Origin of the sequence: Treponema primitia ZAS-1 (assembly GCF_000297095.1) — a bacterium.
GTDB classification, from domain to species: domain Bacteria; phylum Spirochaetota; class Spirochaetia; order Treponematales; family Breznakiellaceae; genus Termitinema; species Termitinema primitia_A.
The window spans coordinates 20,183-46,063 of the sequence record NZ_AEEA01000079.1 but is presented as its reverse complement, the minus strand read 5'-3'; the positions used below and the strand labels follow the sequence as shown (position 1 = coordinate 46,063).

Annotated in this window: 33 protein-coding genes; 25 read left to right on the top strand and 8 right to left on the bottom strand. The window is 40.9% G+C overall.

The window, feature by feature from the left end:
- From TPRIMZ1_RS0113265 to TPRIMZ1_RS19850, 6 genes are all read right to left on the bottom strand, one after another.
- A partial coding sequence (locus TPRIMZ1_RS0113265) for a hypothetical protein (RefSeq protein WP_010260761.1) occupies positions 1-286 on the bottom strand: 286 nt, incomplete at its 3' end.
- A 1-nt stretch (position 287) separates the two neighbouring features.
- Positions 288-1,283 carry a protein phosphatase 2C domain-containing protein gene (locus TPRIMZ1_RS19070; protein WP_010260758.1) on the bottom strand — a complete coding sequence of 332 codons (996 nt, stop codon included), beginning with the start codon at positions 1,281-1,283 and terminating at the stop codon, positions 288-290.
- A 3-nt stretch (positions 1,284-1,286) separates the two neighbouring features.
- Complete coding sequence (locus TPRIMZ1_RS0113255; RefSeq protein WP_010260754.1) at positions 1,287-2,027, bottom strand: vWA domain-containing protein; 741 nt, start codon at positions 2,025-2,027, stop codon at positions 1,287-1,289.
- 20 nt (positions 2,028-2,047) lie between these two features.
- A complete protein-coding gene (locus TPRIMZ1_RS0113250) occupies positions 2,048-3,325 on the bottom strand; it encodes a protein kinase domain-containing protein (RefSeq protein ID WP_010260751.1) in 1,278 nt (425 codons plus the stop codon).
- 17 nt (positions 3,326-3,342) lie between these two features.
- Positions 3,343-3,717, bottom strand: coding sequence for a TerY-C metal binding domain-containing protein (locus TPRIMZ1_RS19065; protein WP_010260747.1), 375 nt, complete (start codon positions 3,715-3,717; stop codon positions 3,343-3,345).
- A gap of 128 nt (positions 3,718-3,845) precedes the next feature.
- A complete protein-coding gene (locus tag TPRIMZ1_RS19850; protein ID WP_010260745.1) occupies positions 3,846-5,531 on the bottom strand; it encodes an ATP-binding protein in 1,686 nt (561 codons plus the stop codon).
- A 950-nt stretch (positions 5,532-6,481) separates the two neighbouring features.
- Here TPRIMZ1_RS19850 and TPRIMZ1_RS0113230 point away from each other — a divergent pair.
- From TPRIMZ1_RS0113230 to TPRIMZ1_RS0113140, 18 genes are all read left to right on the top strand, one after another.
- On the top strand, positions 6,482-6,949 hold the full coding sequence (locus tag TPRIMZ1_RS0113230) for a JAB domain-containing protein (RefSeq protein WP_010260741.1): 468 nt from the start codon (positions 6,482-6,484) through the stop codon (positions 6,947-6,949).
- Positions 6,950-7,065: 116 nt separating this feature from the next.
- Entirely contained in the window at positions 7,066-8,019 is a 954-nt protein-coding gene (locus tag TPRIMZ1_RS0113225; RefSeq protein WP_010260739.1) for a DUF932 domain-containing protein, read from the top strand.
- A 78-nt stretch (positions 8,020-8,097) separates the two neighbouring features.
- Positions 8,098-8,331, top strand: coding sequence for a hypothetical protein (locus TPRIMZ1_RS0113220; protein WP_010260737.1), 234 nt, complete (start codon positions 8,098-8,100; stop codon positions 8,329-8,331).
- The gene (locus tag TPRIMZ1_RS0113215) at positions 8,328-8,519 is read left to right on the top strand and encodes a hypothetical protein (protein ID WP_010260735.1); all 192 of its coding nucleotides are present in this window, start codon (positions 8,328-8,330) and stop codon (positions 8,517-8,519) included. The genes TPRIMZ1_RS0113220 and TPRIMZ1_RS0113215 overlap by 4 nt, the downstream gene beginning before the upstream one ends.
- Positions 8,520-8,537: 18 nt before the next feature.
- Positions 8,538-8,786, top strand: coding sequence for a hypothetical protein (locus TPRIMZ1_RS0113210; RefSeq protein WP_010260732.1), 249 nt, complete (start codon positions 8,538-8,540; stop codon positions 8,784-8,786).
- Position 8,787: 1 nt separating this feature from the next.
- Positions 8,788-9,252: a hypothetical protein gene (locus TPRIMZ1_RS0113205; protein WP_010260730.1), complete on the top strand. Its 465-nt coding sequence runs from the start codon at positions 8,788-8,790 to the stop codon at positions 9,250-9,252.
- A 9-nt stretch (positions 9,253-9,261) separates the two neighbouring features.
- The gene (locus TPRIMZ1_RS0113200; RefSeq protein WP_010260727.1) at positions 9,262-10,140 is read left to right on the top strand and encodes a PD-(D/E)XK nuclease family protein; all 879 of its coding nucleotides are present in this window, start codon (positions 9,262-9,264) and stop codon (positions 10,138-10,140) included.
- 340 nt (positions 10,141-10,480) lie between these two features.
- Positions 10,481-11,542 (top strand): ATP-binding protein, encoded by a 1,062-nt coding sequence (locus tag TPRIMZ1_RS0113195; protein WP_010260718.1) that lies wholly within the window; start codon positions 10,481-10,483, stop codon positions 11,540-11,542.
- Between the two features lie 131 nt (positions 11,543-11,673).
- Entirely contained in the window at positions 11,674-12,444 is a 771-nt protein-coding gene (locus tag TPRIMZ1_RS0113190) for a hypothetical protein (RefSeq protein WP_010260707.1), read from the top strand.
- A gap of 60 nt (positions 12,445-12,504) precedes the next feature.
- Positions 12,505-12,912, top strand: a complete 408-nt coding sequence (locus TPRIMZ1_RS0113185; protein ID WP_010260702.1) for a single-stranded DNA-binding protein — start codon at positions 12,505-12,507, stop codon at positions 12,910-12,912.
- A gap of 127 nt (positions 12,913-13,039) precedes the next feature.
- On the top strand, positions 13,040-13,870 hold the full coding sequence (locus TPRIMZ1_RS0113180) for a hypothetical protein (RefSeq protein WP_010260699.1): 831 nt from the start codon (positions 13,040-13,042) through the stop codon (positions 13,868-13,870).
- Positions 13,860-14,249 carry a hypothetical protein gene (locus tag TPRIMZ1_RS0113175; protein ID WP_010260683.1) on the top strand — a complete coding sequence of 130 codons (390 nt, stop codon included), beginning with the start codon at positions 13,860-13,862 and terminating at the stop codon, positions 14,247-14,249. The genes TPRIMZ1_RS0113180 and TPRIMZ1_RS0113175 overlap by 11 nt, the downstream gene beginning before the upstream one ends.
- Positions 14,250-14,354: 105 nt before the next feature.
- Positions 14,355-14,681 carry a hypothetical protein gene (locus TPRIMZ1_RS0113170; RefSeq protein ID WP_010260680.1) on the top strand — a complete coding sequence of 109 codons (327 nt, stop codon included), beginning with the start codon at positions 14,355-14,357 and terminating at the stop codon, positions 14,679-14,681.
- A 2-nt stretch (positions 14,682-14,683) separates the two neighbouring features.
- Entirely contained in the window at positions 14,684-14,845 is a 162-nt protein-coding gene (locus TPRIMZ1_RS20735) for a hypothetical protein (RefSeq protein ID WP_010260677.1), read from the top strand.
- A gap of 13 nt (positions 14,846-14,858) precedes the next feature.
- The gene (locus TPRIMZ1_RS0113160; protein WP_010260675.1) at positions 14,859-15,392 is read left to right on the top strand and encodes a helix-turn-helix domain-containing protein; all 534 of its coding nucleotides are present in this window, start codon (positions 14,859-14,861) and stop codon (positions 15,390-15,392) included.
- Positions 15,380-15,913, top strand: coding sequence for a lecithin retinol acyltransferase family protein (locus TPRIMZ1_RS20105; RefSeq protein WP_081503675.1), 534 nt, complete (start codon positions 15,380-15,382; stop codon positions 15,911-15,913). Before TPRIMZ1_RS0113160 ends, TPRIMZ1_RS20105 begins: the two co-directional genes overlap by 13 nt.
- A 32-nt stretch (positions 15,914-15,945) precedes the next feature.
- Entirely contained in the window at positions 15,946-16,419 is a 474-nt protein-coding gene (locus tag TPRIMZ1_RS0113145; protein WP_010260668.1) for a hypothetical protein, read from the top strand.
- A 112-nt stretch (positions 16,420-16,531) separates the two neighbouring features.
- Positions 16,532-17,233 carry a GNAT family N-acetyltransferase gene (locus TPRIMZ1_RS0113140; RefSeq protein ID WP_010260665.1) on the top strand — a complete coding sequence of 234 codons (702 nt, stop codon included), beginning with the start codon at positions 16,532-16,534 and terminating at the stop codon, positions 17,231-17,233.
- Between the two features lie 33 nt (positions 17,234-17,266).
- On the opposite strand, the gene TPRIMZ1_RS0113135 is transcribed toward TPRIMZ1_RS0113140, so the two are convergent.
- A complete protein-coding gene (locus TPRIMZ1_RS0113135; protein ID WP_010260662.1) occupies positions 17,267-17,458 on the bottom strand; it encodes a hypothetical protein in 192 nt (63 codons plus the stop codon).
- Positions 17,451-17,669, bottom strand: coding sequence for a hypothetical protein (locus tag TPRIMZ1_RS19050; protein WP_010260659.1), 219 nt, complete (start codon positions 17,667-17,669; stop codon positions 17,451-17,453). The genes TPRIMZ1_RS0113135 and TPRIMZ1_RS19050 overlap by 8 nt, the downstream gene beginning before the upstream one ends.
- Positions 17,670-18,178: 509 nt before the next feature.
- Between TPRIMZ1_RS19050 and TPRIMZ1_RS0113120 the strand changes: the two genes are divergently transcribed.
- From TPRIMZ1_RS0113120 to TPRIMZ1_RS19035, 7 genes are all read left to right on the top strand, one after another.
- Positions 18,179-18,550, top strand: a complete 372-nt coding sequence (locus tag TPRIMZ1_RS0113120) for a hypothetical protein (protein WP_010260657.1) — start codon at positions 18,179-18,181, stop codon at positions 18,548-18,550.
- 33 nt (positions 18,551-18,583) lie between these two features.
- A complete protein-coding gene (locus TPRIMZ1_RS19845; protein ID WP_010260655.1) occupies positions 18,584-20,716 on the top strand; it encodes a DUF3696 domain-containing protein in 2,133 nt (710 codons plus the stop codon).
- Positions 20,661-21,908 carry a hypothetical protein gene (locus tag TPRIMZ1_RS0113110; RefSeq protein ID WP_198429939.1) on the top strand — a complete coding sequence of 416 codons (1,248 nt, stop codon included), beginning with the start codon at positions 20,661-20,663 and terminating at the stop codon, positions 21,906-21,908. Before TPRIMZ1_RS19845 ends, TPRIMZ1_RS0113110 begins: the two co-directional genes overlap by 56 nt.
- A 55-nt stretch (positions 21,909-21,963) precedes the next feature.
- Positions 21,964-22,779, top strand: a complete 816-nt coding sequence (locus TPRIMZ1_RS0113105; RefSeq protein WP_010260650.1) for a viperin family antiviral radical SAM protein — start codon at positions 21,964-21,966, stop codon at positions 22,777-22,779.
- A 9-nt stretch (positions 22,780-22,788) separates the two neighbouring features.
- Complete coding sequence (locus TPRIMZ1_RS0113100; protein WP_010260647.1) at positions 22,789-23,400, top strand: TM1812 family CRISPR-associated protein; 612 nt, start codon at positions 22,789-22,791, stop codon at positions 23,398-23,400.
- Between the two features lie 8 nt (positions 23,401-23,408).
- The gene (locus tag TPRIMZ1_RS0113095) at positions 23,409-24,137 is read left to right on the top strand and encodes a hypothetical protein (RefSeq protein ID WP_010260645.1); all 729 of its coding nucleotides are present in this window, start codon (positions 23,409-23,411) and stop codon (positions 24,135-24,137) included.
- Between the two features lie 67 nt (positions 24,138-24,204).
- Positions 24,205-25,770, top strand: coding sequence for a hypothetical protein (locus TPRIMZ1_RS19035; protein WP_010260643.1), 1,566 nt, complete (start codon positions 24,205-24,207; stop codon positions 25,768-25,770).
- The last annotated feature ends 111 nt before the right edge of the window (positions 25,771-25,881 follow it).

Here is a 25,881-nt window from a genome sequence, read left to right as displayed (position 1 = left end):
AGGCAAGACAATTTATTACTTCCATTGCAATATCTTGGGATAAAAAATAATCATCGTGCAATATACGGGCTTGTTGTAATTTGCAAATTGCTAATTCATTTGTGTTGTCCAATGCCTTTGAAATACCCGCCTCAACCGCCTGAACTATAAGCCGACATTCCTTCGGGTATTCTCTATGGGTATAATCAAACAGCATGGCTTTACATTTTGATCCGCTAAGAAGGGCTGCTTTACCTTGTTCGGCCAGAAGTGTTTGAAGTATCTTAATAAAATCGGCACTAAACATATTAATTGTCTCCGGGAGTATAAAAAATTTTTAATGCCAATTCACTATTCAGGTTTATGGGTTCTGTAATTGTTTTTTCTTCCGCAATTTGTCGCTCATATATCGGTTCAAGCGATTTAATTGTTTCCAAATCAACAATTCCAGCAATACTGGTATCATCTCCCTTCCATTTAGCGGCACAAAGATTAACCAATTCTTCTAGCTGTTTATATGTAGAATCAAAACCATCCTTGCTAAAACATAATGCAATTTTTCGGTAGACTTTGCGAAAAAGATGCTTGTCGTTTTCATTTACCGGGTAGTTATCATCAACACCGTCACTGCAAAGAAAAATGGCCGCCGGTGGTTTTTTTTCTTTGTTTAGCCAAAAAACCACTCGGGCTGTTTCGGCGGCATCTTCATCGGAGAGTGATGTCGTTACATTTAAGTAACAACGATCATCCCAAGGGACAGGCTGGTCAAATTCGCCGCCTTTATACAATGCTGTCCAGCGCCCATCGCCGATATGAAAACCAAACCAATAATTCTGCGTAACAACAGCGGCTAGAAGCGTTGTTCCATATATATGGTGCAATTTTTCACCGGCACTGTATCTGCCGCGATATTTTTCATCCGTTTTTTCTAACTCAATGTGCGTAAGCGGATGTTTTTCAATATCATCAATGACTTTAACATGCCAAGAACGGCATACACTGGCAACAAGCCTTTCTTTTAGTAGCTTCTCCAGTTCAAAGCGGTTTGAATTTTTATCGCTGTTATTCTTTATATATTTATTTATATCCCGAACAAATTCAAATATACCTTCCTTGGCACATTTTATAGCGAATTCAGCGCCACGCTCTGATCGAAAACAATTATCATCACCGTGTCCATCGGCAACTAAAGATAGAGAAATTAAGTCATTTTCATAGTGATAGGAATAATCCTGACATTCTTTTCCAACTTTGACATGATCTCTCCCTTTAGCCGTGATGGAAAAAGAACGATAATTATTCATACTTTACCACACTTCTTCAACTAATGATGGATTTGATTTAGCTTCTGTTTGCGCTTCTTGAAGTTCTTCTTTTATGCCGGCGTTCAATTCGGCCTGTTTTGCCTCATCTCCATCAACAGAACCTGCGTTGGAGCTTTTACTTGCAACCCGTGATGCGGTGACACTAACAAAGCGGATCATGCGTTTTAACATGTGTTTGTTTTGAATTTCAAAAACGGATTCTATACTGCCGGTAAATTCTTTAAGTACATCCGTATTTGCATCGTGTCCAATAGCAATGGCAGCTTTTATTGCGGACTTAAACCAGTTATTTGTTTTGAGCTTAGTCAATTCATCTTTCCAGTTGTCGGTCGGTTCACCATCGGACATAAGGAATATGGCCGGGGCAAATGAACCAGTTGCATCTTTCATAAAAGCTTTGGTTGAAAGTTTGTCATTCAATTCTCTACAGGCTGCTCCAAAGTCAGTAACTCCTGCGGCTTTTATATCGTTCCACCTGAACTGGTCAAGAGGCATTGGCCCACCTACGGTTAACCACAGAACACCGGACGAAAATTCCAGAACGGCAATTTTAATTTCCGCATCTGCATTTTCATCGGATATTTCTTGAATGTCGGGAAGAACTTCCCGAATGGAAGAATTTACCGATTCAATTCTATCTCCGTCCATGCTGCCGGAAGAGTCGATTACAAAAAAGAGAACCATCGTCCTGCGCGGCATTTCCACATCGTCTACTAATGACATTTACTTACCCCCTTAATTAATTATACAATTTGAGCGATTGTTCCGCCAAAATCAATTTCTATGCCCTTCTTTAAGACTGCTATACCATTATGACCAAGAGCCGTTGTATTTTTACTTTCAATTACAGACCAATTTTTACCGGAAAGATTCTTTAATTCAAAATTGCCGTTATTTAATGTTGTCTCACCAGTAAGAGACTGAAAATCTTCGGATTCTTTATCTGTATGGCATAAATAAAGTTTGGTGCGTTGATGTAAAGCCACATTGTATCGTGGTGTTTTAATGTAAGCAAAAAAAGTATTTGCCTTTCCGCATTTTGTGCAGGGGTTAAGATTAACGGGGTCGGCAAAGTAGATTTCACCGCAAGAAGGGCACTTGAAAATTTCACTTCTCATGCGGATAAATAACCTGAGCCAATCGCGTTCAATAAGCCGTTCATTAGGGTCTGTCATTGCCTTTTTACTGAAAGATTTAGTAAATGCATCTTGAATATATAAAGGCAGCGAAGGCCAGTTATTTATCGCCCCTTTATGCAATCCCGGTACAGGCTGATTTGAAGTGTCTGTAGGGTCAAAAATAAAAACAGGTTCTTCACCATAAAGTTTCTTTTCATATTTTGCACTCAGGCAAGGGACGCTAGCCCATTTTTTCCCCTCAAGGGGATGATTACGGGTGAAAAGCATAAAAAGTATAACGGCAAGTGAGAAACTGTCGGTGTAACGGTTTGGCGTAGCGCGCCTTGCGACAATTTCAGGCGCCATATAGCGGGCTTTTCCGGCAATTCCAGTTGGCTTTGCGGCAACATTATCATTGTCACAAATTAAGACATCCCCGGTTGTAGGATTAAAACGGAAATTGCCATCATTTAAGTCCTGGTAACTGTAACCGGCATTATGCAGTTCACGGAAACCAGCAGTAATATGCAGTGCGGTATTGAGCATGGCTGTATAACCACCGGCAAAACGGGCCTTACCACGCAAAAGTTTAGAAAAATCCTCATATTCAGGTGGGAACAAATCCATGATATAGCCAAAAGCATCACCGCTCATTTCGGTAATATCTTCGGGCCATAAAAAAGACTTTGTTGGCGCACCGTTTTTGATATTGTTTTCGAGGTTTGCGATGAATTTTTCAGGATATTCCAGTTTCATACCGGAATACCATTTCAATGCCTTCAAATGACCGTTGTAGTCAACTTTGTAAACCGCACCCTGACCGCCTTCACCAAGTTTCTGCAACACTTTTACGGTTTTATAAGCCTTTGTTTTTGTGGTATATCCATTGGGTAAATCTGCCATTTATTTCTCCAAAATATTCATAAATTACCACCTGAAACATCAACGATGTTCGATTCTACAGTTTTGCATTGGAATCCGCACCAAGGACAGGTATAATATTGACCAATAGGCCCGTCATAACATCCTATGTTCCCGCAACCGCCAGCTTCTTTTAAACAAAAAAACAGGTCGTTGCTCCTACAATGAGGGCAACCGGGGTAGCCATCGGTTGCTTTCATTGTACCAGTAACCAGGCCAGCATGAAAGCCTTCATGCTTTGCCTTCTTTTCATCAATCTTAAAAGCCCAGGTGCGTACCCAATCATTCTGCCGCTGTTCGATACGGATTCCAAATGTTTTTTTCGTTTTTGAGCATCGGGCAATGATGACTTTTGCATTTAATGGTCCGGCCATGTCTAAAATCCTTACCTAGTATCGTATCTTCTTTATGGAAAAAGATTAAGATGACTTACTGACCTATGTTTTATCATTATTTCCTACAAAAATGTATGAAATAGCCTTCCCGCTTCTCAAGTTCTGTTTTACGCAGCAAATCCTATCCGTTGAACCGTATCCGTAACCACAACTTCATCACGGCAATAAGCCAGTAGTTGTTCAATAGAAGGAGCCGCCCCGGTTAAAATTTCATCCACCGTGCGTTTCCGGGCAATATTCTCTATTTGACCGCCGGAAAAATCAAAACGAATTGCTAGGAGTGCGGCATCATTTTCGGATAATTCCGGTATCATAGACTGCCAGATTGATTTTTTTGCTTCCAGTTCCGGTTTTTCAAATTCAATTTTATAGAGGAAACGCCTCTCAAAAGCCTTGTCCATGTTTTTGGTCAGATTGGTGGTGGCTATCAATATCCCGGAAAGATCTTCCAGTTCCTGTAAAATAATATTCTGGATAGTATTCTCCATCTGATCAACGGCATGGCTATTCCCGTTAAAATTCATACGCTGGCCGATAATAGCATCAGCTTCGTTAAAAAGCAGGATAGGCGCTGTATCCACAGATTCTAACTGTTTTTTGTAATCGGTAAAAATCTTTTTAATTTGTTTCTCACTTTCACCAACCCACTTGCTTTTTATTTCTGAAATGTCAACCTGTAAAATATCGCGGCCGGTTTTTTTGGCTATTTGATAGACCGTTTCTGTTTTTCCAGTTCCCGGCAGCCCGGAAAAGAGGCAGGCGAAGCCATTCCGCATACCTTTTTCTTTAAGGCGTTTCTCTACTCCCTTGAAATTAAGCGGAAGCAGCAGATCAATAAGGTTTTGTACCTTATCGTTCTGGTCTGCATTATAATACAATGTCTTTTCCGGTATATCATTGCACAAAATCATGTTTTGATTATTTCCGGGCTTTTTAACAATTATTTCCTTTAACAGCATATCGACTGCCTTGTCGGTTAAACAAAAAACATCTCCCATCGCATAACCGTTATTGTTTGCATTTTCTACTAATCCCAATTCCTGTAAGCGGTGATTCCCATTCCGCAGGGGATCGATAAATTGCATATCTGCAAAAATAGGATCATCTTCGTTTCCAAATTCTTTTCGTATAGAGTCAAAATTAATAACCGTGTCATCCATATAATAGTACGGGCTGGCAACATGCTTATGACAGAAATAGAGGAGCAAAGCGGCATCTGCAAGTAGCAGATTATACCCCTTTATCAATTTGACGAATTCAAGGTGCTGATTATTGTCCAGGAGGAAAGACAAAAGCGCCATAAATTCATCATAAACAAGCGCATCATTATAGCGGCGCAGGAACGTCTTTTTAAGGACTGAAAATAATTTACCAATAGAAATATTAATATAGTTCTCCGGCTTTATAACCTTTCCTTTTCTGAGGGCAAAAATGATTTCTCTGGGGATACGGTATGTTGGTGAAACATCATGTTGAATAATTTGAGTAACATAGTTTATATTAACCAGCTCATCAATATCGTTCAGGTATTCAAGATATTGAACCTTTGTACATTTTAAAGATTCAATAAACAAATGATCCCCCATGTATTGGCTTCCTGCGATGCTTGAATCAAAAATATGGGCAAAGAGGGCTGCTTGAATGGGTGTAATATGCAACTCGTTTGAAACAAAATTCAAATGGTCTTTAGCAGCTTCAAAAAAAGTTTTACTCAGCCCGGAATCTTTTGAAAATTCCAATATCTGACCGATTGAATCAAGTAATGTCATCTCATTCAACTCTTTGTTTTCCATGATATTTCCTCATTATTTAGAAACTGGTTGGCTAATGCCATCCAAAAAAATTAAACCACCGATATACTGGTGGAACCTAAAACCGGTATAACGCAACATGAACGCTCTGCATTTGTAAAAGGCAAAGGGTGCTTCTATAAGGTCGATAGTTTTTGGCGGATGAGTCCCGGTCTTCGACTGAACGGTTTCCGCATATAGAGGGGGGAGCGCCGGTCCCCTTTGTTTTATGGAAGATCGCTTGTCCTGATAGCGACCTTCACATTTTTAGCGTCTGGGTTCTTTAAGATGAGGTTTTTTCTGGCCTGTCTTGCTGGGCCAATTGAAACCTTGCCCCTTTTGAGAAAAGGAGAAGGATTTGCCACAGCCGATACAAGTCATTTTAAGACCTAATCCGTTCCGTACTATTTTTTACCTCAATAGGCATACCTATTGCGTAAAATCATACAGATGCGATATTAAATCTGGTTTTAGGTGGGATTCATCATGAAAAAGATACTACATATAGTTCAAAGTGTCAAGGGCGATAAGAGCAAATATTCTTTAAGATAGCGAAATTTTACTTTTTTGCGGTACGGGTAGTATTTGACTGATAATATATAGCCGCCAAACCCAATCTGCTTAAAATCCCCCCAAATATTACCTTTGTGAAATATCCAGGGGTTAAAAGCCGTTTTAACTTGATTTCATGGAAAAAGAAATGGATCATGAAATTGTTGCGAAATATAATTGGCATTTTGATTTTTTAAAAAATGTTAAAAAAGAATATTTAAAGAATCGAGATGAAAGAGATGTTTTAATTAAACAGTATAAATTGAGACATTAATACTAGTAAATAATTTAAAACCGTATCAAACCCCTCCTACACTTATATATTATTACTTAGAATAACTTATAAGTTATCTGGGCCGCTCCGCATGGGGCGGCCTTATTCATTTACAGGAGGTATCTCTATGCTCTATGAAATCGTCTCTGAACGGAAAGTAGCATACGCTGGAAAGATTCAGAACCCCGATGATATATACGACCTTGTCAAACGATATGCCCAGGCTAAAAAGGAGCAGTTCATTGTAGTGACGCTCAATAGCGTCCATGAGCCATTGTCTGTCCGTATTGTAACTACCGGTCTTATTAACCGGACAATCATCCATCCCCGGGAAGTATTCTACCCGGCTATACAAGACCTGGCCACTGCCGTAGTTCTTTGCCACAATCATCCTTCCGGAGATTTAGAGCCATCAAACGAAGACAAGGGCATAACCAATAGACTTGTAGCCGCAGGTCATATCATAGGAGTCAATGTACTGGATCATCTTATTATAGGGAAATCAGAGTATTTCAGCTTTAGGAAAAACGGCTGCCTGCCGGAAGATGATGAAATCTTGAAATTTACATTGAAAGATTTTTTGGAAGGAACATAAATCTATGATCCCTCAGAACTATTAACTTCCTTATTATGGCAGCGTTGCTGCCTGGAAATATCACACAAAGGCCGCCCGATTGAGGCGGCCTATTTCATTTTTGGAGGTGCTTAATTATGGCACATGGAATTATGGAAAACGATTGGATGTTCAGCGGCAAAGGCGTTGTACCGTGGCATGAAATTGGAACGGTATTGGACGGCGTACTTACTTCGGATGAAGCCATCAAAGCGGCGAAACTTATCTGGAAGGTTGACCAAATTTCGGTGTTTGCTGCGGGGAACTGGGTGCAAGCAATTCCGGGTTTTGTGGCAAATGTCAGGAGTGACACAAAGGAAGTCCTTGGTATCGTAACGGACCGGTACTGTGTTGCTCAAAACAAAGATGTTTTTGCCTTTGCGGATGAATTGATAGGGACAAATAAGGCAAAATGTACCTACGAAACTGCCGGTAGTCTTTGGAATGGCCGGAGGGTTTTCATGCTGGTAAATATGCCAAAAAGCCGAATTGTAGGCGATGACTATCAGCCCTATCTTTGTCTATCCAATGCCCACGACGGCACGGCATCCCTGCAAGTTTTCTTGACCGGTATCCGGGTAGTTTGTAACAACACCCTAACGGCAGCGCTCCATACGGCAAAACGGAAAATATCAATCCGTCACCTGACTAATATGGAACAGCGGAAAGACGAAGCTCTGCGAACCATGGGCGCGGCATCTAAATACTTCCACGATCTTGAAGTATTTGCATCCATGCTCGCCGGAAAGAAGGTAAATATCACGAAAGTGCTGGATAAACTGTTCCCTGCTTCAAAACAGATGTCTACCCGCCAAGTCAAATCAAACCTCGAAGTAAAGGAGCTTATCAAAACTCTCTTTAAGCAGAAGGATGATTTACAAAACTTCCGGGGAACGGCATGGGGAGCATATCAGGCAATCGCGGATTACCGTTCCAATGCGGAACCAAGACGTAAAACGGCGACTTATGCGGACACAAAAATGGCGCGGTTTCTGGACGGTGATGAAGTGATGACTCATGCCCAGGAAATTATCCTGGAGCTTGCGGCATAGTACGCAAACCCATTCTTACCATCTTAAAGGCCGTCCGTAAGGGCGGCTTATTTTAACGCAAATAACGGAAGTAATGGAATGAGAGAACCAAATTATACCTCACATGGTTATAAAGATCGTGACGATTACCTCAATAATCTTGCGGATGACTATGGAGTTGATTCAATGGCCATTCGTGCGATTGCGGATATGCTCGGGCCGTCAGAAGACTTTGATGGCCTACTCAGCGAACTTGAAGATTTTGACTATATCGGATTACTGGATGATTTCAGAAAAAAGGGTGATGCAGATAAAAGCGGAGGGGTACCATGAAAACCGATATTTCTGAAAAACTGAAAATAGTTGAACGCCATGCGCGAGTCGGCAGTCCATTGATGCAATTATTCAATGAACGGTGGGCATCTGTTCGTTCGGACGATCAAGGGTATCGTGAAGCAACCGTCCGTGTTCAGGCGATTAGTCAGGAAATCCTGAACCTGATAACAAAAGGCTTATTATAAACCCAAAGGAGGATTTATATGGAAACGAAAGAAATTCGTTTTATTAACAGTTCGTATAAAACGCTGTTTACCATCAAAGACGGAGACGAAATTGAGATTAGCTTGAATGACGGTTCTGTGGTGCATGAGGTCTGTCAGTATATTGATGAATACCACCTGCGGGTTGGGAGCAGAGTATTTCATATCGGTGAGTTTGCCGAACTGCGTGAAAAGCTTCATCAAAGCTACAAGCCGGTTACTCAGCAAACGTCTATTGCAGGAGGGTAGTATGCCGAACTGGTGTGAAAACCGTTTAAAAGCGGAAGGTTCTAGGAAAGACGTGGATGTTTTTCTGTCTGAATGTTTTTCAGAGAACGAGTATAACCGAAAAACCTTAGACTTTGAGAAGATAGTTCCTTTAGGGGAACCGGGTGAAGACTGGTATGAAAAACAGTATGACCATTGGGGTACAAACGGGAATATCTCAGAGTGCGATATTGAAGATAATGACGGTTCTATTTCGGTCTGGTTTGAAACCGCCTGGTCTCCCCCGATCCCGATACTGGAAGCCCTTACCAAAAGGTACACCGCTCTATCTTTTACGCTTGAATACAGCGAAGGCGGTATCGGTTTCAGGGGTGTTTTTGAAAGCCGGCAGGGCGAAGTGATCCGGGATGATAGCTGGGACATGACCCGCGAGGACATGGTTGAACTCGGTTACCTGGATGCGGATGAGGACGAAGAAACTGCATAGGAGGTATCTATGATAATAACCAACAAATTGAATCTTCCGGAGGGGCTGGTAAAAGCAGTTTCCACGGAACGGCACAATCAGCCGGGGTGTATTTCGGCTACGACACTTTTACAGGGGGTAAAACAAATCATCCTTACCGACCGCCATTGGGAGCATTTGGAGGATGATGTATCAGACCGGATATGGGCTATCTGGGGTACAGCGGTTCACTCTCTCTTGGAACAGGAAGGGGAGCATGACTTTACCGAACAGGAAATAAGCTACCCCGTAGGTGATATTACCGTAACAGGCCGAATCGACAACTACGACATGCAAAACGGTATTATCTGCGATTATAAAACCGCCTCGATCTGGAAGATTAAGGTTGGTGATTTTGACGATTGGTACAAGCAGGGAATGATATATTCCTGGCTCCTTGCCCGAAACGGATTTATGGTTAAGCAGTGCCGGTTCATCGCCTTACTGAAAGACCATAGTAAAACCGATGCAACCCGTGATTACCAATATCCCAAAAACCCGGTATACGTCTATGAGTTTGGCGTTAGCTTCCTGAATATTCTCAAGATAGAAAACTTTATTAAAAATAAGATCCGGGAATATGTACGGTGTCAGGAACTTGGGGATAACGATATTCCCCCCTGTACTCCCGATGAACGGTGGGATAAGCCGACTAAATATGCCGTCAAGAAGGAGGGAAGGAAAACGGCGGTGTGTGTTTTGGATGACAAAGAAACGGCGGAGTCTATGGCCGCCGAACTGGGTAAAGGCCACTCCGTTGAAATACGTCCCGGGGAATCGGTGAAATGTCAGTCTTACTGTCTTTGCCGGGGGTTCTGCAATTACTGTCAGGATGGTGTCAACATCCCGGATATCAAGGCGGCGGCCTAACAGGTGGAAGGAGAATTACTTGAAGGGAAGGACTGTCTATGTACCCCGGTCGGCGCTTGATTTAACTGATGCCGATATACCCTCGGCAGGCCCTCACCCAAGCATAACAGGGATGCGGAAATTATTTTGGGGACATGACTGCGACATTATCCGACAGGGGGCATATATCTTTAAAATCAATATCCGGCATGGTGAGGGTACTCTGTATCAGCGCTTATATAACCGGCACATGATTTAACAGAACAGCTTACGGTATACAAATCCGGTATGGATGATGATCAATACCGAAGTTGATAGTACGAAGTCGGGTTACTAAATAACCCGGCAAAGGAGAAGTAAAATGGCTTTTAAGAAAGCGGAGCGTACCCAACTCTATTTGCGGTGCGCGTTATTCGGCCCGTCAGGTTCCGGGAAAACCATGACGGCCTTGCTGATGGCGAAGGGGATTGCCGATACGATGGGCGTACCCTTCGCGGTTATCGATACGGAGGCCAGATCAGCATCCAAGTATTCCGACCGCATCTCATTTGATGTAAATGACCTGGGGAAAAAGACGGTGGATGATTATATCACCGCCATGAACGAGGCAATCAAGGCGGGGTATAAAGTACTGGTTATTGATTCCCTCTCCCATGCGTGGCGGGAACTCACCGACGAGGTAGACCGTATCGCCCAAAACAGCGCCAGCAAAAACACCTTTTCGCCCTGGGCGAAGGTAAACCCGAAGCAGAAGCAGTTCATTGACGCGATCCTCAATTTTCCCGGGCATATCATCGCTACCATGCGGAGTAATACCGAATGGGTAATCGGTGAGCGGAAGGACGGAAAATCGGTACCGGAAAAAGTTGGGTTAAAACCGGAGCAGGGAAAGGGCATTGAGTTTGAATTTGACCTGCTCATGGAGTTGGACCAAAAACATCAGGCGACGGTAACCAAAGACCGTACCGGCAAGTTTCAGGATGAGAGCATTGACAAGCCGGGGGAGGCTTTCGGCGTTGCCCTGTATGATTGGCTTTCAAGCGGTACGGTGGTTCCAGTTCCTGAGACGAAACCCGCTAAAACCGGGAAGGCTAAGACCGAACCTCCAAAAGCGGTCCCTGCTAAAACGCCGCTTACGGAACCGCCAATAGCCGGCAGCGTAAAAGAAAAAGGCAAGAAGATTGTTGATGAGATCGGTGTTATCATTACGGCTAATTCAGAATCCGGAAACCCCTATTTTACCGAAATGGAAAAAGGGGAATCCCGGAAAATCATTGAATCGATCCATTCTGATGAAGCGGGTATCAAAGACTTGGAAGATCTCAAAACGTTCCTGAACGATGAACTTTCCAAGCGGAAAGCTGCCAATGAGCCAAAAACGGCGATCCCCGCATCTGTACCTGCGGCTACTCAAGCCGCGTAACCCCGCATTGTTTCTTTGGCCGATACCGCGTTCTGTCAGGTCCCCTCCCGGCGAAGCAGTATCGGCCTTCTTATTGCGGCCGCCGCTGTCAGTGGCGGTCTTACGTTAAATTACCCTATAGGAGGCGCACTATGAGCGCAACAAACATCGTTCCCCGTCCTGTCCTTGAACGGATGGGCTACACCAATCCGTCTATTGTCAGAGATTGGAAGAAAGTCTTTTCTAAAAAACCGTCCAAGAAGGCGGAACTTAAACCGGCGATCAAAACAATGGTTAAACCGGTTAGAAAAGCAAAGGGCAGAAAGAATGAAGCAAAGCCGGAAACCGCTGCTTTCATTTTGAACCGTAAGGAAAACCCAATTGAGTTTGAAACAATATCCTTTGTCTTCAAAGCCAGCGCAAAAGAGGTAAACCGTGAATACCTCACGGTCCTGCATGTTGAGGAAACCAAAAAAGGCAGCCGCCTTATCGCATCTGATGGTGTACGGCTTCATGTTGCCGAGATTGGTCTGAAAATTACGGGTGGGAATTACAAGCCGGTCTTGACTAAAGACACGATCATTTTTGGCAAACTGGTGGAGAACATACACTATCCGAATTGGACAAGGGTTATTCCCGAAAATACCCGAAAACGGGGGGTCATTGATCTTACGGACACCAGCCGGAGAAAAGACCGCAGCCAAACCGAGCGGCTGTCCAGGGTGTTCCACGCTGTTATGAACCAAACGGGGGAGCTTATCAATCTGAGCTATCTTGAAGACCTTCCCAAGAAAATATGGTCGGTGTATTGCCAGAACGAAAAAGGTAAGGCAATCGTACTGAAAGAGTATGGCGCGGAGGAATCCGTATTTGCGGTCATCATGCCCCTACCCGAAGCTGATGCCGATAAGAAAGCGGCGTAGTTATCATGCAAAAGCCGTCCTTTTATAGGGTGGTTTACTATTAATCAAGGAGCACGAACCATGAACAATCTCAATTCTATTATTATCGAAGGCAATCTGATACGGGACCCTGCGTACCATGAAACAGCGAAAGGCACGCCGATTTGTACGTTCAGCATCGCTTCAAACCGCTTTTTTAAACAGGGTGAAGGGCTGGAAAAGGAGGTAAGCTTTTTCGATGTTGAATCATGGTCAAAACTTGCCCAGAATGTCCAAAACTTAGGACATAAAGGCAGAGCAGTAAAAGTGGTAGGGCGATTAAAACAGGACCGGTGGACCGGCTCCGATGGAAAAGCCCGTTCCAGGGTAACGATTGTGGCGGAGCATGTGGAGTTCCGTCCGGAGTTCCGGTCGGAGTTTAAACAGGACGAAACCGGGGAACAACCGGGCGCAGGCGATACAGAAGAAGGGTTTGCGGTTCCCTTTTAGGCAAATGGCAGAGAACGATAAACGGCCGTCCCAATAGTGGGCGGCCTGTTTTTATTCCGGTGAGAAGGGTATCTAAAAATTATGGCATCCCATGTATGTGGGGTATAGTTCAATGAGGAGGGTATGTATGTTTCCAATACTAGGAATAATAGCGGCCGGTGTCGCATCGGCATTGACGGCAAGTGAAGCGGTTGGGCTTGGCTTAACCGCCGTGGGCATTGGCGCCGGTATCAAAGGCATGATTGACCGAAATGAGGCGGAGAAGATAAGTGCCGAAGCAGCGGAATCGTACCAGGTAATGTATAACCGGATCTGCCGAAAAACGGCATCGGTAAAAAACCAGCTTAAAAACTTTGCGGATATGAAACGATCCGTGTATCAAAACGAGATAAAAAATGCGGTAAAAGTACTGTCGCAGTATAAGGCGGTGAATCTTTCCGCCTATCAGGAAACCAATATTAAAAATCTGCATTATATGGCGCAGAATATTAAATGTCTTGAGGGTTTCGTCAGTGAACCGGAGGATGTACTGTCATTTTTAGCTAGGGCCGCTTTGGTAACTATCCCAATCGCTGGGTTTATCCATGCCATCGGAGGGTCAGAGGCGAAAACCCAAGCGGAAATGATCGCTGCACATACGGACATTGAAATCGCCCGAATGGAAAAGACCATGATAGCGCTGAAAGCAATGAGCGTCCGGATAAAAGAGGGTGAATATATCATCCAAGGGCTCATTAGCAGAGCCGCTCCGGTTATTTCGGAGCTGAAAACCTATCATTTTACCGGTAAAAGGCAACCATCGGTTTCCATCATGAAGCAGGTTGAGAAAGGTATCATGCTCACGCAAGCCCTGAAAGCGGTCATCGAGGTTGACATCCTTACACACGATGGCCTGCTCAATGGAAATTCGGAAATTGTCTTTTCCAAAGTTAAAAGGGAGGTTTTCAATGCAGCATGATGTGATGCCCATTTTTCCTATGCCAATCCCGCAGGGTGATTTATTTGGGGAATTACTCAAAGCCGTTACCGATTATGCCGGCCTTGTAGAAAAGGGAAAAACCAGGCGGCAGGAAATCAGCGCGAAGCGGGATGTAGCTTTGGAACTCATACGGAACGAGCGTGTTCTATTGGTCCAATATCTTACGAAGCGGTTTGGTGAAAAGGCGGCGCTTTACACCGGGTACTTCAGCTTATTAACCAGCGCTTTGGAAAACCAGGATACTGAAATTGTCCGGTCTATTCTTGCCAATATCCTGGAAGTTTACCGGGATGATCCCTGCCGGATCGGGATTTTCAGAAAACTTGGTTCAAATTCACCGCAGACAGAACAGATATAGCCTGAAAGTCCCCTGAGAGGCGACCATTTTCTTGGTATGCTGTTTTATCTTAATCAATAAGGATTGCAGCAAAGCGGTCCTAATATACTAATTGGAGGATTATATATGATAAAGGAAAGCGAAACTGATGACTTTCAGAATGAAGATGGATTCAGCGAAGGTACTGAAAAGATCACCACGATCCTCGATGATGCGGCGGATAAACTGTACGAGCTTGCGGAATCTTTGGATGGTACCGATGAGGAACCGGAAGAAATTAATGCCGGTAAAACCCAGGATGAAATTGATGCGGAAGACGAGCTGGCGGCTCAAATCGCCGGTCCTATTGTGGATGCCCTGGATGCAGCAACCGCTGAAATCTACGGGGCAACAGAAAAGGTTCTTGAAATGACCGAGAACTTTCTTAACAACATTTTTGCGGAAAAGGGGTAAGTATGAGCAAAGATACGTCAAAACTCGATAGCATGATCCATGGTGTTATCAGGGAGCAGAGAGTTATCGGTACGAATCCTGCCGCAGACACCTTAAAACCGTTTACTAACCTGATAACCACATCGTTACCGCAAACGGATGATATCATTGATGACGATGAGTAGGAGGAGGCTCCCTATGGTACATGAAACGCTGATTGCGGAACTCCGTGAGTATATCAAGAAACGATACCGGCTTGTGTCAATTCCCCCAATTTTTAAGGGAAAAGCCAAGTCATTGCCATTGCCGTCCGGTACCGAGCGGGGCATAAGGCCGAATGCCTTCGGAGAAGCTACAGAATTATTGGCCTCCTTTGTGAAACAAAATCAACATGAACTATTTGCCTTTACCCTTGAGAGATTGCGGGAAGGAAAGGGCTTAAAACCAGCGGAACTTTACAAACGGGCTTGGATTGACAAACGTCTGTACTCAAAACTACTGACAACCGGCAATTACAAGCCTAAGAAAGAAACGGCTATCGCGTTTGGTCTTGCCCTGCACCTGACAATTACCGAATTTAACGGCTTTTTAAAAACGGCTGGATTTACATTAAGCGATAGCTCTATATCGGATTTGGTTATTCGCTTCTGTATAGAGCATGAGCTTTGGGATATTGCCGATGTAAATGCGCTGCTCTTTGAATCGGGACAAAAAGTATTATGCCGGGAATAGAGAAAGCCATTTTGAAAACTGATAGAAACATACCAAAGCTCGGGGACATTCTTGTGGTAAGTCGTGGCATGTATTATCACTATGGAGTTTATGCCGGGGAAAATCGGGTTATTCACTATGCCGCTAAGAGCAGAGAATTTGGCGATACTATTTGCATACATGAAACAACACTTAATCGTTTCTGTTACGGGAGACGATACATGATATGTAGATTTTCAGACACATACCGGAAGCTGGATCTTGGAACAAAAATATTTACCATGATAGAGCATCCAAATCTTTTTACGGTTATAGATTCGGTGTCTGCCTTCGTAGTAGAGCTTTCAAGTTCCGGTTTCCATTTATATTCGGGCAAAGAAACGGCGGACCGCGCCCGTTCCAGGATCGGTGAGGGCAAGTATAACCTCATATTTAATAACTGTGAGCATTTCGCAATCTGGTGTAAAACGGGTATTTCAGCGTCTTCGCAAGTAAGTTCAATAGTATCGATTTTGGCGGCGATTCCGGCAAAGGTACGGTAAATAATAACAAACATAGTAGTGAAGGAGGAAATATGGTTAATTATTTAGAAATAATTACAAGAAGAAAAGGATTGAATACAATTCGTGAGATCATTGAAGATGTTGTAAAATGTCCTGAACTGAAGGACCGGCAAGGAGTATTCATTAGGGATGATGATACCAACGAGTTTCTCGGTTTTATTGGCTGTTATGAGAATCCAAAGGATCATCAAGTTGTTGATGAATTATTGGCATTTCGGTTTGATAAATCCGGTATCCCCACGAATGATGTGGAGGAATATGTTACCGAACTACTCAAGACACATCGGGAAGTACGGTGGTCTGCACATCGGCCAAATAAGCAAGTCGTTACGGCGTATACCTCGTTTGTAAAGCGTCTTGAACAAGAGGGCTATAAGGCTAGTATCGGGTACTTGGGGGATTTCAAATTATGGCAGAGGGCAATCAGATTTAACCTGGTATTCTTTTGTGTAAAGGCAAAAGGACCGGAACAACCGGTACAATAAATATAATTTAGGAAGTTTTCTATCAATAGAAAAAACCTCATTGGCAGCTTCGGCTGCCTTTTTTTATTCGAGTCCGGAAGGGGAACATTTAAATAGACTAACGGAGGTTTATATGAACCTTTATGAACAAATTGATTACATTTTCAGCCTTGAGGACTTTACTGATACCAAAATAAAAGACCAAGCCATTCTGGATGAATATGTGAAGTTTCGATACGATGGCCATATCAAAATAGACCCCTGGTTGGATCACGATGAATTCCGGATAGATGCGCTCCAATATCTCATTGATATAAACGCCAATTATTTCGGATATGCGTTTGATGCCAATAAAAAATCCGCAGGCTTCTTAATCGGGAGAATTCCAGGTTTTAATAACCATCGGCAGCAGAGAAATAATGTCAAAAAATACATCACCTATCTTGAGAGTCAACGAAATGCGAAAGATGAGTTCATTATGATACAACTTGGCGGCGGCAGTGGAGAACGGATCAGTGATGTTATCAGAAACACAATCGGAGTTTCAATATCGCAATGTGCCTGGCTCACTTTTTTCAAGACCATGGAAAGTTTCCAAGGAAAAGGATATGGCAAGCAACTTATCACCGATTTTATGGCGCAGGCGAAAAACTACCCTATTATCGTACTAACAACCACGGACTCCAATTTTGGTTTCTATGAACACATGGGCTTTGCCCGAGTATGGGATAAAAAAATCAAGGGAAAAGAACACCATTTTATTTATGCGTATACCGCCGATGCCAAAACTATGAAGAAATATCGCCAAAAAGAGAAGGCGCTTAAAATTACATAAACCTATCCGGTCCCTGTTATGGGGGCCGGGTTTTTATCTCTTTTTACCCGGTGGATTGGATTCCTTCTCGGAGACCTTGCCCATGAGTTCCAGTGAAGAATTTACCAGGGAAGCCATATCAACGGTCAGCTTATCGACTATCCCTTTAATGTCGGCGGCAACAGGGCTTTCAGAGCTAAAAAGGTCCCGAACTTCTACTCCCAGGGCAATGGCAAGCCTAACCAAAATATCCGGGTGGGGCCTTAATTTCCATCTGCTTACCAGCGACAACTTTTCCCTCAATCATGGCAGTTACTTCGCCTAGAAAAAGGGAGTTTTCCTCAATGGTAAGGGATGAATGAATTGCATGCATACGGTTTTTTCTCTGGAGTATAATATCACACTTGAATCCAGTTCTGAACTCAAGGCGAGTTACGTTTTTCACAATTTTTGCCAAATAATCAGCTGCCTTTCAATGTATCGTCACAGAATGCATTTTCTATAGATGTGGTATTGAATGCCCGTTCGAGCTTCAACCTTGTGATTCGGTATTGCCTTGAATACGCGATTTATAATCAGTCAATCGTTGATCAGTGCTTGGATACTATCTGCGAGCAGGTACTGTACAGCGTGTAAAGAAGGGCAAAAAATCACCAAAAAAATGTCAACTTTTAACTCTCCCCCCCTATTAATATAATGAAGGTTGCGGCTTACCCGCACTGCAAAAAGTATAACATCTTTTCGATAAGGAGTATGATTATGTTGTCTATCCTGTTTGGAGCATCCTTGATCAGTGTCCTGGTGGGCACTTTGACTGCCGCGACAATAACGACCACTGTCTTGAAAGGGGCAGCGACCACTATCAAGATCGCCTGGCGGTAAAAACCGCTTATGACAAGGCGCAGGGCTAACCCGTCTTGGACTTGCAGTACAAGTTCGCTTCAAGTATTGCTAATGGAGGAATTTATGATAAATATCGTTGTAGTGATTGCCGAGTGTATTTGTTTGATGGTTGTGCGTTTTTTTGTTCTTGCCAAATTCGTCAAGCCGGTAATTGATTCACGGATTCGAGCGCGTTTTGAAAGTGAGTTTAACAGGAGGTTCGAAAACGAATGGGAACAGCGAACTAATATTATCAATATTTTTTCTCTTGATCGTATAATAACCGAATTAGCAAAAAATAAAATCCGTGATGACAAATACTATGAAGCATCGTTTCGTGAAGTGCCGAAATACAAGAAACTGTATTACAAAAAAGCCGAAGTTTATAGTCTTGTGATGACTGCTTTTTTAGCCGTATTATTTTCTGGTTATTTTTTATTGACAAAAATGGTATAGTGCAATATAATACAGATGAGCGAGGATTAAACAATGTTAACTAAATGGGGACTTACCAATTTTAAATCAATTTATGAGGCGGATATCGATCTGGCACCGCTTACTGTCCTTACAGGCACAAACAGTAGCGGGAAAAGCTCCCTCATTCAGTCTATGCTGATGGTAGCACAAACGTTGTCCAGTAAAGTCAGTTCCCGCTCCGTTGTTTTGAATGGTTTCTTGACAAGGCTTGGACAATTCAGTGATATTAAAGCAAACGGGAGTGAGACAGACATGATAATTATAAGATGCACTTATCATCCCCTAAACATTGTAAAAAATGAATTTTCCGGAAATCCATACTTTGCAGACGGATCTATAAATAAAATTGCCTGCGATTTTTCTTTTAATGCTGAACCGGCAAGACACGGTTCCGATTTGTCTGATAAAAAACTGACCGCCCTATTTCAGGTACAGCCACATCTCGTTAAATCCAAACTATCATGGAAGTTTACTGATGAGAATGGAATTGATTTTGATGATAATATTTCGGTTAGTCAGTTTAGTGAAAATGAAAATCCGCTTATGTCTTCAAATGAAGATGAATATGAGGCAGAAATATCCGATAATTTGTTACGGGAAATAACTACAAAAGTAAGATCGATAAAAAAGATTGGTTGTGTCCCGTGTCATTTTCTTCCCGGAAAACTGTTCTGTACTTATGACAACTTTGAAGAGCAGGCATTTTTAATAGCTGAGGCGTTAAAGGGTAACACACAAGAGAATGAAATGTTTCCAAAAGAAGATGTCGCTTATACGAAAAGCAAAGCATTTGAATTAAGTGCAATAGGATTAGGACTGGGTACAATAGCATTTGGTATGGTTCCAATAATTGGACCGCTATGGACAACTGCAGTAGCAATTACAGCGGCAGGTGGGATTGGCTTGTCTAAGACACTGGGTAAAACCAGGTCAGAAAGTAATTTAAATGGAATGAGTAAATCAAAGTTAAAAACTATTAAAACTATTAATAAGGCGATTGAAGATGCGATATCTATTCCAGATAGAATTATAGAACTATTGCAGGATATTGTTAAGGATGTAATTGAAAAAAACACAGACGATTATAATGACGTTTTTAATAACAGAGAGCAAGGGCAAGAATACACCATAGGACTATGGCGAGAACGAATTGATGAATTAGAGCCGAAAAAAAAGGAAGCCGTTTATGATGCGATTAAGCAATGTGAGAATCTTAAAGGACGTATATATTCTGTGTTTGAAGAAACGGAAAATAATAAATACGTAAAAATTGAACAAACACCGCGCATGATAGAAAAAGCCGCACAATATTTGGATGACTATTTCACAAATTCATTTAAATATCTTGGCCCCCTTAGGGAATCCCCAAAAGCTTTATATCCCATTGCACCATCTGCCGATACCGTTGATGTTGGATTGCGCGGAGAAAATACCGCATCGGTACTTGATATTTATAAAGATAAGAAAATAGAGTATATTCCTTCGGAAGGTTTTAAAGATATGAATCTATCGACAATTGAAATCAGTCTTGAGAAAGCTGTTACCGATTGGCTTCAATATCTCGGAATTGCCGAAACGGTTGAAACTCAAGATAAGGGAAAGTTGGGGCACGAACTTCAAGTAAAACTTTCAGTAGCAGATGAAGCCCACGATCTTACCCATGTTGGTGTGGGGGTAAGTCAGGTTTTGCCAATAGTAGTGATGTGCCTTTTGGCAGAAAAAGGTTCTACCCTTGTTTTTGAACAGCCGGAACTGCATCTGCATCCAGCAGTGCAATCACGTTTAGCAGATTTTTTTCTTTCTATGTCGCTTTTTGGGAAGCAGTGCATTATCGAAACCCATAGCGAGTATTTTATAAAAAAACTAAGACTGCTAATTGCAAAAGCGCCTTTTGGTGATAATTCTGTCCGTGATGCAATTAAAATCTATTTCAGCACAAAAGACAGCTTACAAACAACTTTCCGTGAAGTAAAAGTTTCAGAATATGGCGCAACAGAAGATTGGCCCACAGGATTTTTCGATGAATCACTAATAGTATCAGAGGAAATTTTAAATGCGACCCGAAAAAAACTCAAGGAAGCAGATAAAAATGATTCCCTATGGGGCAGCAATCCGTATGACGGATACGAGGAAAGCGATGATTAATCTAACAATTGATACATCTGTGTTTGGCATAGCAGAAAATTCCGATAATTGGAAAACAGAATGGGAAAACTTCAAATGTAACATATTAGCTTTACAGGAATTGGAATCGAATCCGCTTGTTACAATCAGCTTAATGGATAACATAGAGTTACGACTTGAAAAAATAAATTGTAGTGTGAAAATAGCAGTAAAAAATATACAAGAAACCTTAAATAAAGGATTAAAAAAGTCACCTTTTGATTCGAAAGATATTCTCATATATTATCACGAGTATCTTTGTCATAAACTTGAAAAACCAGATACATATATTGACCCCTATTCAAAAAAGGAAAAGAAAAAATTCAGAGGAAGTGGCATTCATGGTGCGCTTTATAAAACAATTGAAGAAGAAACAAAAAATGTTAGTTCGATAGTATTAAAAGGATATAAATACCCAATTAAGAAATACAAAGAGCTATTTGATACATTTAATAAATATTCTTATCGTATTGCCAAGCTAAATCATAGGTATAAATCTCTTGATTATAACTACATTGTAATTGATGGTGATTATTTTTCGGAAATGACCACAAAATTAACCGCAGAAGGAATTGAAAATAATATGCGGTTAAAAATCAGTGGTGAATTTAATATGATTGGGATACGCAAGATAAATAATATTATTGATGGCAATACAGGGAATGTCATGAAATTCCAGAGTATTTCAGATGCTGTCACGGTAGCAAAAAATAATTTTACGGATAAAATTGTCTTTTTACCGGAAGTCAACAAAGGTCGTATTGAACAAAAGCTCCCCCCTGAGTCGGGAAACCCGCCAGCAAGAATATACTATTATCTGCAAACAGTTTATGAAATAGCCGGTAAAATAGAATCGGGAGACTTATCTTGTCCTGAAAATGATAAAGTCAAAAAAATCTCTGAAATGATGAATGCATGGGGATGTATATGCTCAAAAGAAAGTCCTGAATACAAAATATGCCCCGAAAGGAAATTTGTAATTGAAGGAACCGACAGAAAATTATTTTCTTTGCATTTCAAGCCATATACCCGTATTAAGAGTAAAGGACACACTGTCCGAATTTATTTTGATATTCAAGATAAAATATTTCGTATTGCATTTATAGGTCATCATCTACACTTATGTGAATCCTGCCCGAAAGAAGAATGTCCAAATTACTCCGGAAATCCTTAGAAAACTGTTAAGTTTTCTATCCACCCTCCTACTATAAGGCATAAGTAGGAAAATAATGGGAAATAAAGCCTCAATTATCAATCTGCATCTGCTCGATGCATGTAATTACCGCTGTGGACATTGCTTTGCACATTTCAATATGCCTAAAGTACTGCCATTGGAGCAATGGAAACGGGTGATAGACAATATCATAGCCAATTCGGACGTTAAGCGTTTTAACCTTGCAGGCGGCGAGCCTTTGCTTTATCCAGAAATCGATAACTTGATACGATATATCGCGAGTAAGCATATAGAAACATCCATAATAACAAACGGTCTACTTTTAAACGAAAACCGTATCAATTTTTTTTCGGGTATGGTATCAATGGTTGGAATTAGTATTGATTCCCTCAACGATGAGACACTTAGGCGAATAGGGCGATGTACATATAAGGACGAATTACTTAATCACTCACATTGTGTCAGCATTTGTAAAAGCATAAAAACACACGATATCAAATTGAAAATAAATACTCTCGTATCAACACTTAATAAAAACGAAGATTTTCATTCCTTTATTAAAGAAGTACAGCCCGATCGCTGGAAAATCTTAAAAATGAAACATTTTGAAAATGCGCAATATAATAATAAAATATTCATTCCAAACAATTATGATTATGAATCTTTTGTTGCAAGGCACAGTGATATGCCCCTTATTGCAGAACGCGAGATGAAAAATGCCTACATCATGGTTGACGCTTGGGGGAATTTGGTAGATACTGGAACAGAGAATAATGCGATAGTAGCATCGCTTTTAGAAATTGATTTTGCGGAAAGTTTTTCAAGACTCAATTTTAATTATGATGTCTATAATCAAAGATACGTTGCATAGGAGGTGTGTATGAAAACTGTTATTGTAACAATGCCGATGAAAAAAGAAGTGTACAAGTTAAAGTATCCAGTACAAGGGAACAAGTCTATCGAATACGATGGTGGGCTTCAGTTTCCTGTGAATGGAGTTTTGGCAAGAACGTTAAAGCCCGGTGAAAAAGTCAAACTTATTTTCATCGTTACTCGGGGAAACCAGGACCATGGTTTTGAAAATGTTGAACTTTTTAAAACAGAATTTTCAGAATTAAATAAGGATATTCGAACAGAGTTTGTCGACGAGATTATCGAACTCCCTTTCGATCCTTCAAAAGAAGTGTTTAATAAGCTTATTACTGAATTAATCACAAAAATTGGTCAAGACAGCGAGATTATTGCTGATTTCACTTTTGGCGGTAAACCATTCCCATTTGTACTGCTCTGTGCGCTTAACTTTGCCGAAAGCTTTCATAACGCTTCTATACTATATCTTATATATGGGAAAGTTGAATTCAAACCGGAGCCAAGCGACCCCATGCTTTATGACGTTACGTCTTTGTATTACCTGCAAAAATTAATTGGCGCGATGCAGGACAGAAGCAAAGATACGGCTTCAAAAATGCTCGCTGATTTTTTTGCATTATAGGAAAATCCTTGATACACAGCAAAGAAGGACTTGAAAAAGAAATTAATGAGTCTCCGTATTTTACTATTTCCGGTGATAGCATGGAAGCGGCAAAAGAGAGTGCAAAAGGAAAACTCGTACTCAATATTTGGAATTATTGTAGGTACTACTGGTATCCAAGTCTAGAAAAGTCAATGAGGACATTCGAGGAATGTGATGATAAAATATTCAAGTGTATTTATGATTGCTTGAAAAAGTTTGATCCCAATAAAGATGTGTTTTTTATACACTATCTAAAAAGATCTATATCACACCTAGTACATGAATTTCAAATGGATGAGGCAAGTAAATTTTACAATGAGCCCGACCATATAATAAAAGATTCTGATGGTAAAAAACATGATAACATCTACGAAACAACTCAATCACATTACGAAGAATCAGATGCGTTACTATTTGATGATACAGAAAAATTGCTTAGGTCAATTGAGATTCAATTTATAAGAAGATTAGACAAAACAAAACCATATCTACAAAAACTTCTAACGCTAAAATTATTTGATGCTTTAGTTAAAATTCCCAATCTTAACCAAAATTATTCATTTATAGATTATGATATGCTTAAAAAATACACTTCTGTAGAAGATACTCCCAGCCAAAAAGATATTGCCGCCGCTTTCGACAAACTTGAATCAGACGCAAGCCGTACACTGAGAGTCTTTTTTAATAAAATTCAAGAAAATATTCAAAAACTCTAATTAAAACTGTCAAGTTTTGTTACGACCGTGCTATATACACATATAGCGTATTGAAAAGGATAAAATAATGTTTAGCAAAAAAAATGCAATTGAAGCAGGAAAGCAAGGCACTTTTTCTGTGGGATCGGCAAGAGAAACTGAAAATTTACAGTGGGTAAAATATAAAAATCAAAAAACAGGGCATGGATTTTCTGCTGAAGATGCAAATGCGTTGGATGACAGATTACGGGGAAAAAAAGTAGATAAAATTGGTCTCTCAAACAAGAAAGATGGCGCCGACAGAATTGTCACCGATAGACAGGGGAATACACAATATATACAAACAAAATACTATGACACAGCCGAAAATACCGTTAATGCGGTATTTGATAAAGAAACTGGTCAATTTAGATATAAAGGTCAAGTTGTGGAAGTTCCCAAAGACCAATACGAAGAAGCCATAAAAGAAATGGCAAAAAAAATTCGTGAAGGAAAAGTTCCCGGAAGCAATCCTCATGACGCTGAAAATGAAGCTAAAAGACTTATCAAGCAGGGTGACGTAACATACCAACAAGCGCGGAATATCGCAAGAGCAGGCAACATTGATTCTTTGCTTTTTGATATTAAAACGCAGAGTATCACAGCCGGTTGTGCTTTCGGTATTTCTTTTGTAATACAATATGCAAGTTGCGTGTGGAATGGTATGTCCCAAAAGGATGCCTTAAAATTATCGGCGACAGCGGGGTTAAAAAGTGGTGGTATTATTCTCGGTGTCGGTGTATTGACACAACAATTTTTAAGAACGACAATGGGCAGAAGTTTTGCTGTATTTACTTCAAGTATTTCAAAACGTATAATTGATCAGTTGTATAAAAGTGAAATCGGTAAAAAAATCATCCATAAACTTGCAACAGCTATACTAGGGAAACAATTAGCCGGAGCAGCGGCAAAAAATGCAGTAATAAAGTTACTGCGCACTAATTTAGTTACATCGACAGTAACAACGGTTGTTATGACCATGCCTGATTTTTACAAAGCGCTTATAAGCAAAAAAATATCATGGAAACAATTTATAAAAAATCTTACAGTAAATATCACCGGAGTTGCCAGTGGAGCACTTGGTGCATGGAGCGGTGCAATTGTTGGAGCAGCTCTTGGTTCTACAATACCTATAATTGGTAATGTTGCTGGTGGTATTATCGGTGGTATTTTAGGTGGAATTGGAATTGGTGTAGGTTCAGCAATAGGAGCAAAGAAACTGTTTGATCTGATTAGCGAAGACGATGCAAAAATAATGTTCTTACTTGCGCAGGATTCCATTGTAGAGTTAGCAACTGATTATATGATAACCGAGGATGAATTTGAAAATAAAATTGCAAGCAAAATATCAGATACAATAACACCTAAATGGCTTGAACAGATGTATCAAAGTGGCTGTGGCTATTGCAATAAAAGGGTAATACAATCTCAATTTGCATATAAAAAACTCGAGCCAATATTTGCAACAGCGATTTTAAATAGAGAAAAAATTATTATTCCAAATGTTGGAAAAATACGAAAAATATTTCGAAAGACATATCTTGTCTATTTTTTAGAATATATAAAGAATAAAATCAGAATATTTTTTGGGAAGAAAAATGTTTTAGCGGTGTAATAGATAGACGGTAGCTAAAAAGGCGTTAACCTAACCGATATTATCGCTAATGCGTCAAAGCTTAATTATGCCTAAAACATTAATGATGTTTCGCTCAGCTTAACCAATCAC

Bases quoted from the DNA above. Each gene is read 5' to 3' on its own strand.
- TPRIMZ1_RS19070 (WP_010260758.1), bottom strand. From the start codon at position 1,283: ATGAATAATTATCGTTCTTTTTCCATCACGGCTAAAGGGAGAGATCAT.
- TPRIMZ1_RS0113255 (WP_010260754.1), bottom strand. From the start codon at position 2,027: ATGTCATTAGTAGACGATGTGGAAATGCCGCGCAGGACGATGGTTCTC.
- TPRIMZ1_RS0113250 (WP_010260751.1), bottom strand. From the start codon at position 3,325: ATGGCAGATTTACCCAATGGATATACCACAAAAACAAAGGCTTATAAA.
- TPRIMZ1_RS19065 (WP_010260747.1), bottom strand. From the start codon at position 3,717: ATGGCCGGACCATTAAATGCAAAAGTCATCATTGCCCGATGCTCAAAA.
- TPRIMZ1_RS19850 (WP_010260745.1), bottom strand. From the start codon at position 5,531: ATGGAAAACAAAGAGTTGAATGAGATGACATTACTTGATTCAATCGGT.
- TPRIMZ1_RS0113230 (WP_010260741.1), top strand. From the start codon at position 6,482: ATGCTCTATGAAATCGTCTCTGAACGGAAAGTAGCATACGCTGGAAAG.
- TPRIMZ1_RS0113225 (WP_010260739.1), top strand. From the start codon at position 7,066: ATGGCACATGGAATTATGGAAAACGATTGGATGTTCAGCGGCAAAGGC.
- TPRIMZ1_RS0113220 (WP_010260737.1), top strand. From the start codon at position 8,098: ATGAGAGAACCAAATTATACCTCACATGGTTATAAAGATCGTGACGAT.
- TPRIMZ1_RS0113215 (WP_010260735.1), top strand. From the start codon at position 8,328: ATGAAAACCGATATTTCTGAAAAACTGAAAATAGTTGAACGCCATGCG.
- TPRIMZ1_RS0113210 (WP_010260732.1), top strand. From the start codon at position 8,538: ATGGAAACGAAAGAAATTCGTTTTATTAACAGTTCGTATAAAACGCTG.
- TPRIMZ1_RS0113205 (WP_010260730.1), top strand. From the start codon at position 8,788: ATGCCGAACTGGTGTGAAAACCGTTTAAAAGCGGAAGGTTCTAGGAAA.
- TPRIMZ1_RS0113200 (WP_010260727.1), top strand. From the start codon at position 9,262: ATGATAATAACCAACAAATTGAATCTTCCGGAGGGGCTGGTAAAAGCA.
- TPRIMZ1_RS0113195 (WP_010260718.1), top strand. From the start codon at position 10,481: ATGGCTTTTAAGAAAGCGGAGCGTACCCAACTCTATTTGCGGTGCGCG.
- TPRIMZ1_RS0113190 (WP_010260707.1), top strand. From the start codon at position 11,674: ATGAGCGCAACAAACATCGTTCCCCGTCCTGTCCTTGAACGGATGGGC.
- TPRIMZ1_RS0113185 (WP_010260702.1), top strand. From the start codon at position 12,505: ATGAACAATCTCAATTCTATTATTATCGAAGGCAATCTGATACGGGAC.
- TPRIMZ1_RS0113180 (WP_010260699.1), top strand. From the start codon at position 13,040: ATGTTTCCAATACTAGGAATAATAGCGGCCGGTGTCGCATCGGCATTG.
- TPRIMZ1_RS0113175 (WP_010260683.1), top strand. From the start codon at position 13,860: ATGCAGCATGATGTGATGCCCATTTTTCCTATGCCAATCCCGCAGGGT.
- TPRIMZ1_RS0113170 (WP_010260680.1), top strand. From the start codon at position 14,355: ATGATAAAGGAAAGCGAAACTGATGACTTTCAGAATGAAGATGGATTC.
- TPRIMZ1_RS20735 (WP_010260677.1), top strand. From the start codon at position 14,684: ATGAGCAAAGATACGTCAAAACTCGATAGCATGATCCATGGTGTTATC.
- TPRIMZ1_RS0113160 (WP_010260675.1), top strand. From the start codon at position 14,859: ATGGTACATGAAACGCTGATTGCGGAACTCCGTGAGTATATCAAGAAA.
- TPRIMZ1_RS20105 (WP_081503675.1), top strand. From the start codon at position 15,380: ATGCCGGGAATAGAGAAAGCCATTTTGAAAACTGATAGAAACATACCA.
- TPRIMZ1_RS0113145 (WP_010260668.1), top strand. From the start codon at position 15,946: ATGGTTAATTATTTAGAAATAATTACAAGAAGAAAAGGATTGAATACA.
- TPRIMZ1_RS0113140 (WP_010260665.1), top strand. From the start codon at position 16,532: ATGAACCTTTATGAACAAATTGATTACATTTTCAGCCTTGAGGACTTT.
- TPRIMZ1_RS0113120 (WP_010260657.1), top strand. From the start codon at position 18,179: ATGATAAATATCGTTGTAGTGATTGCCGAGTGTATTTGTTTGATGGTT.
- TPRIMZ1_RS19845 (WP_010260655.1), top strand. From the start codon at position 18,584: ATGTTAACTAAATGGGGACTTACCAATTTTAAATCAATTTATGAGGCG.
- TPRIMZ1_RS0113110 (WP_198429939.1), top strand. From the start codon at position 20,661: ATGATTCCCTATGGGGCAGCAATCCGTATGACGGATACGAGGAAAGCG.
- TPRIMZ1_RS0113105 (WP_010260650.1), top strand. From the start codon at position 21,964: ATGGGAAATAAAGCCTCAATTATCAATCTGCATCTGCTCGATGCATGT.
- TPRIMZ1_RS0113100 (WP_010260647.1), top strand. From the start codon at position 22,789: ATGAAAACTGTTATTGTAACAATGCCGATGAAAAAAGAAGTGTACAAG.
- TPRIMZ1_RS19035 (WP_010260643.1), top strand. From the start codon at position 24,205: ATGTTTAGCAAAAAAAATGCAATTGAAGCAGGAAAGCAAGGCACTTTT.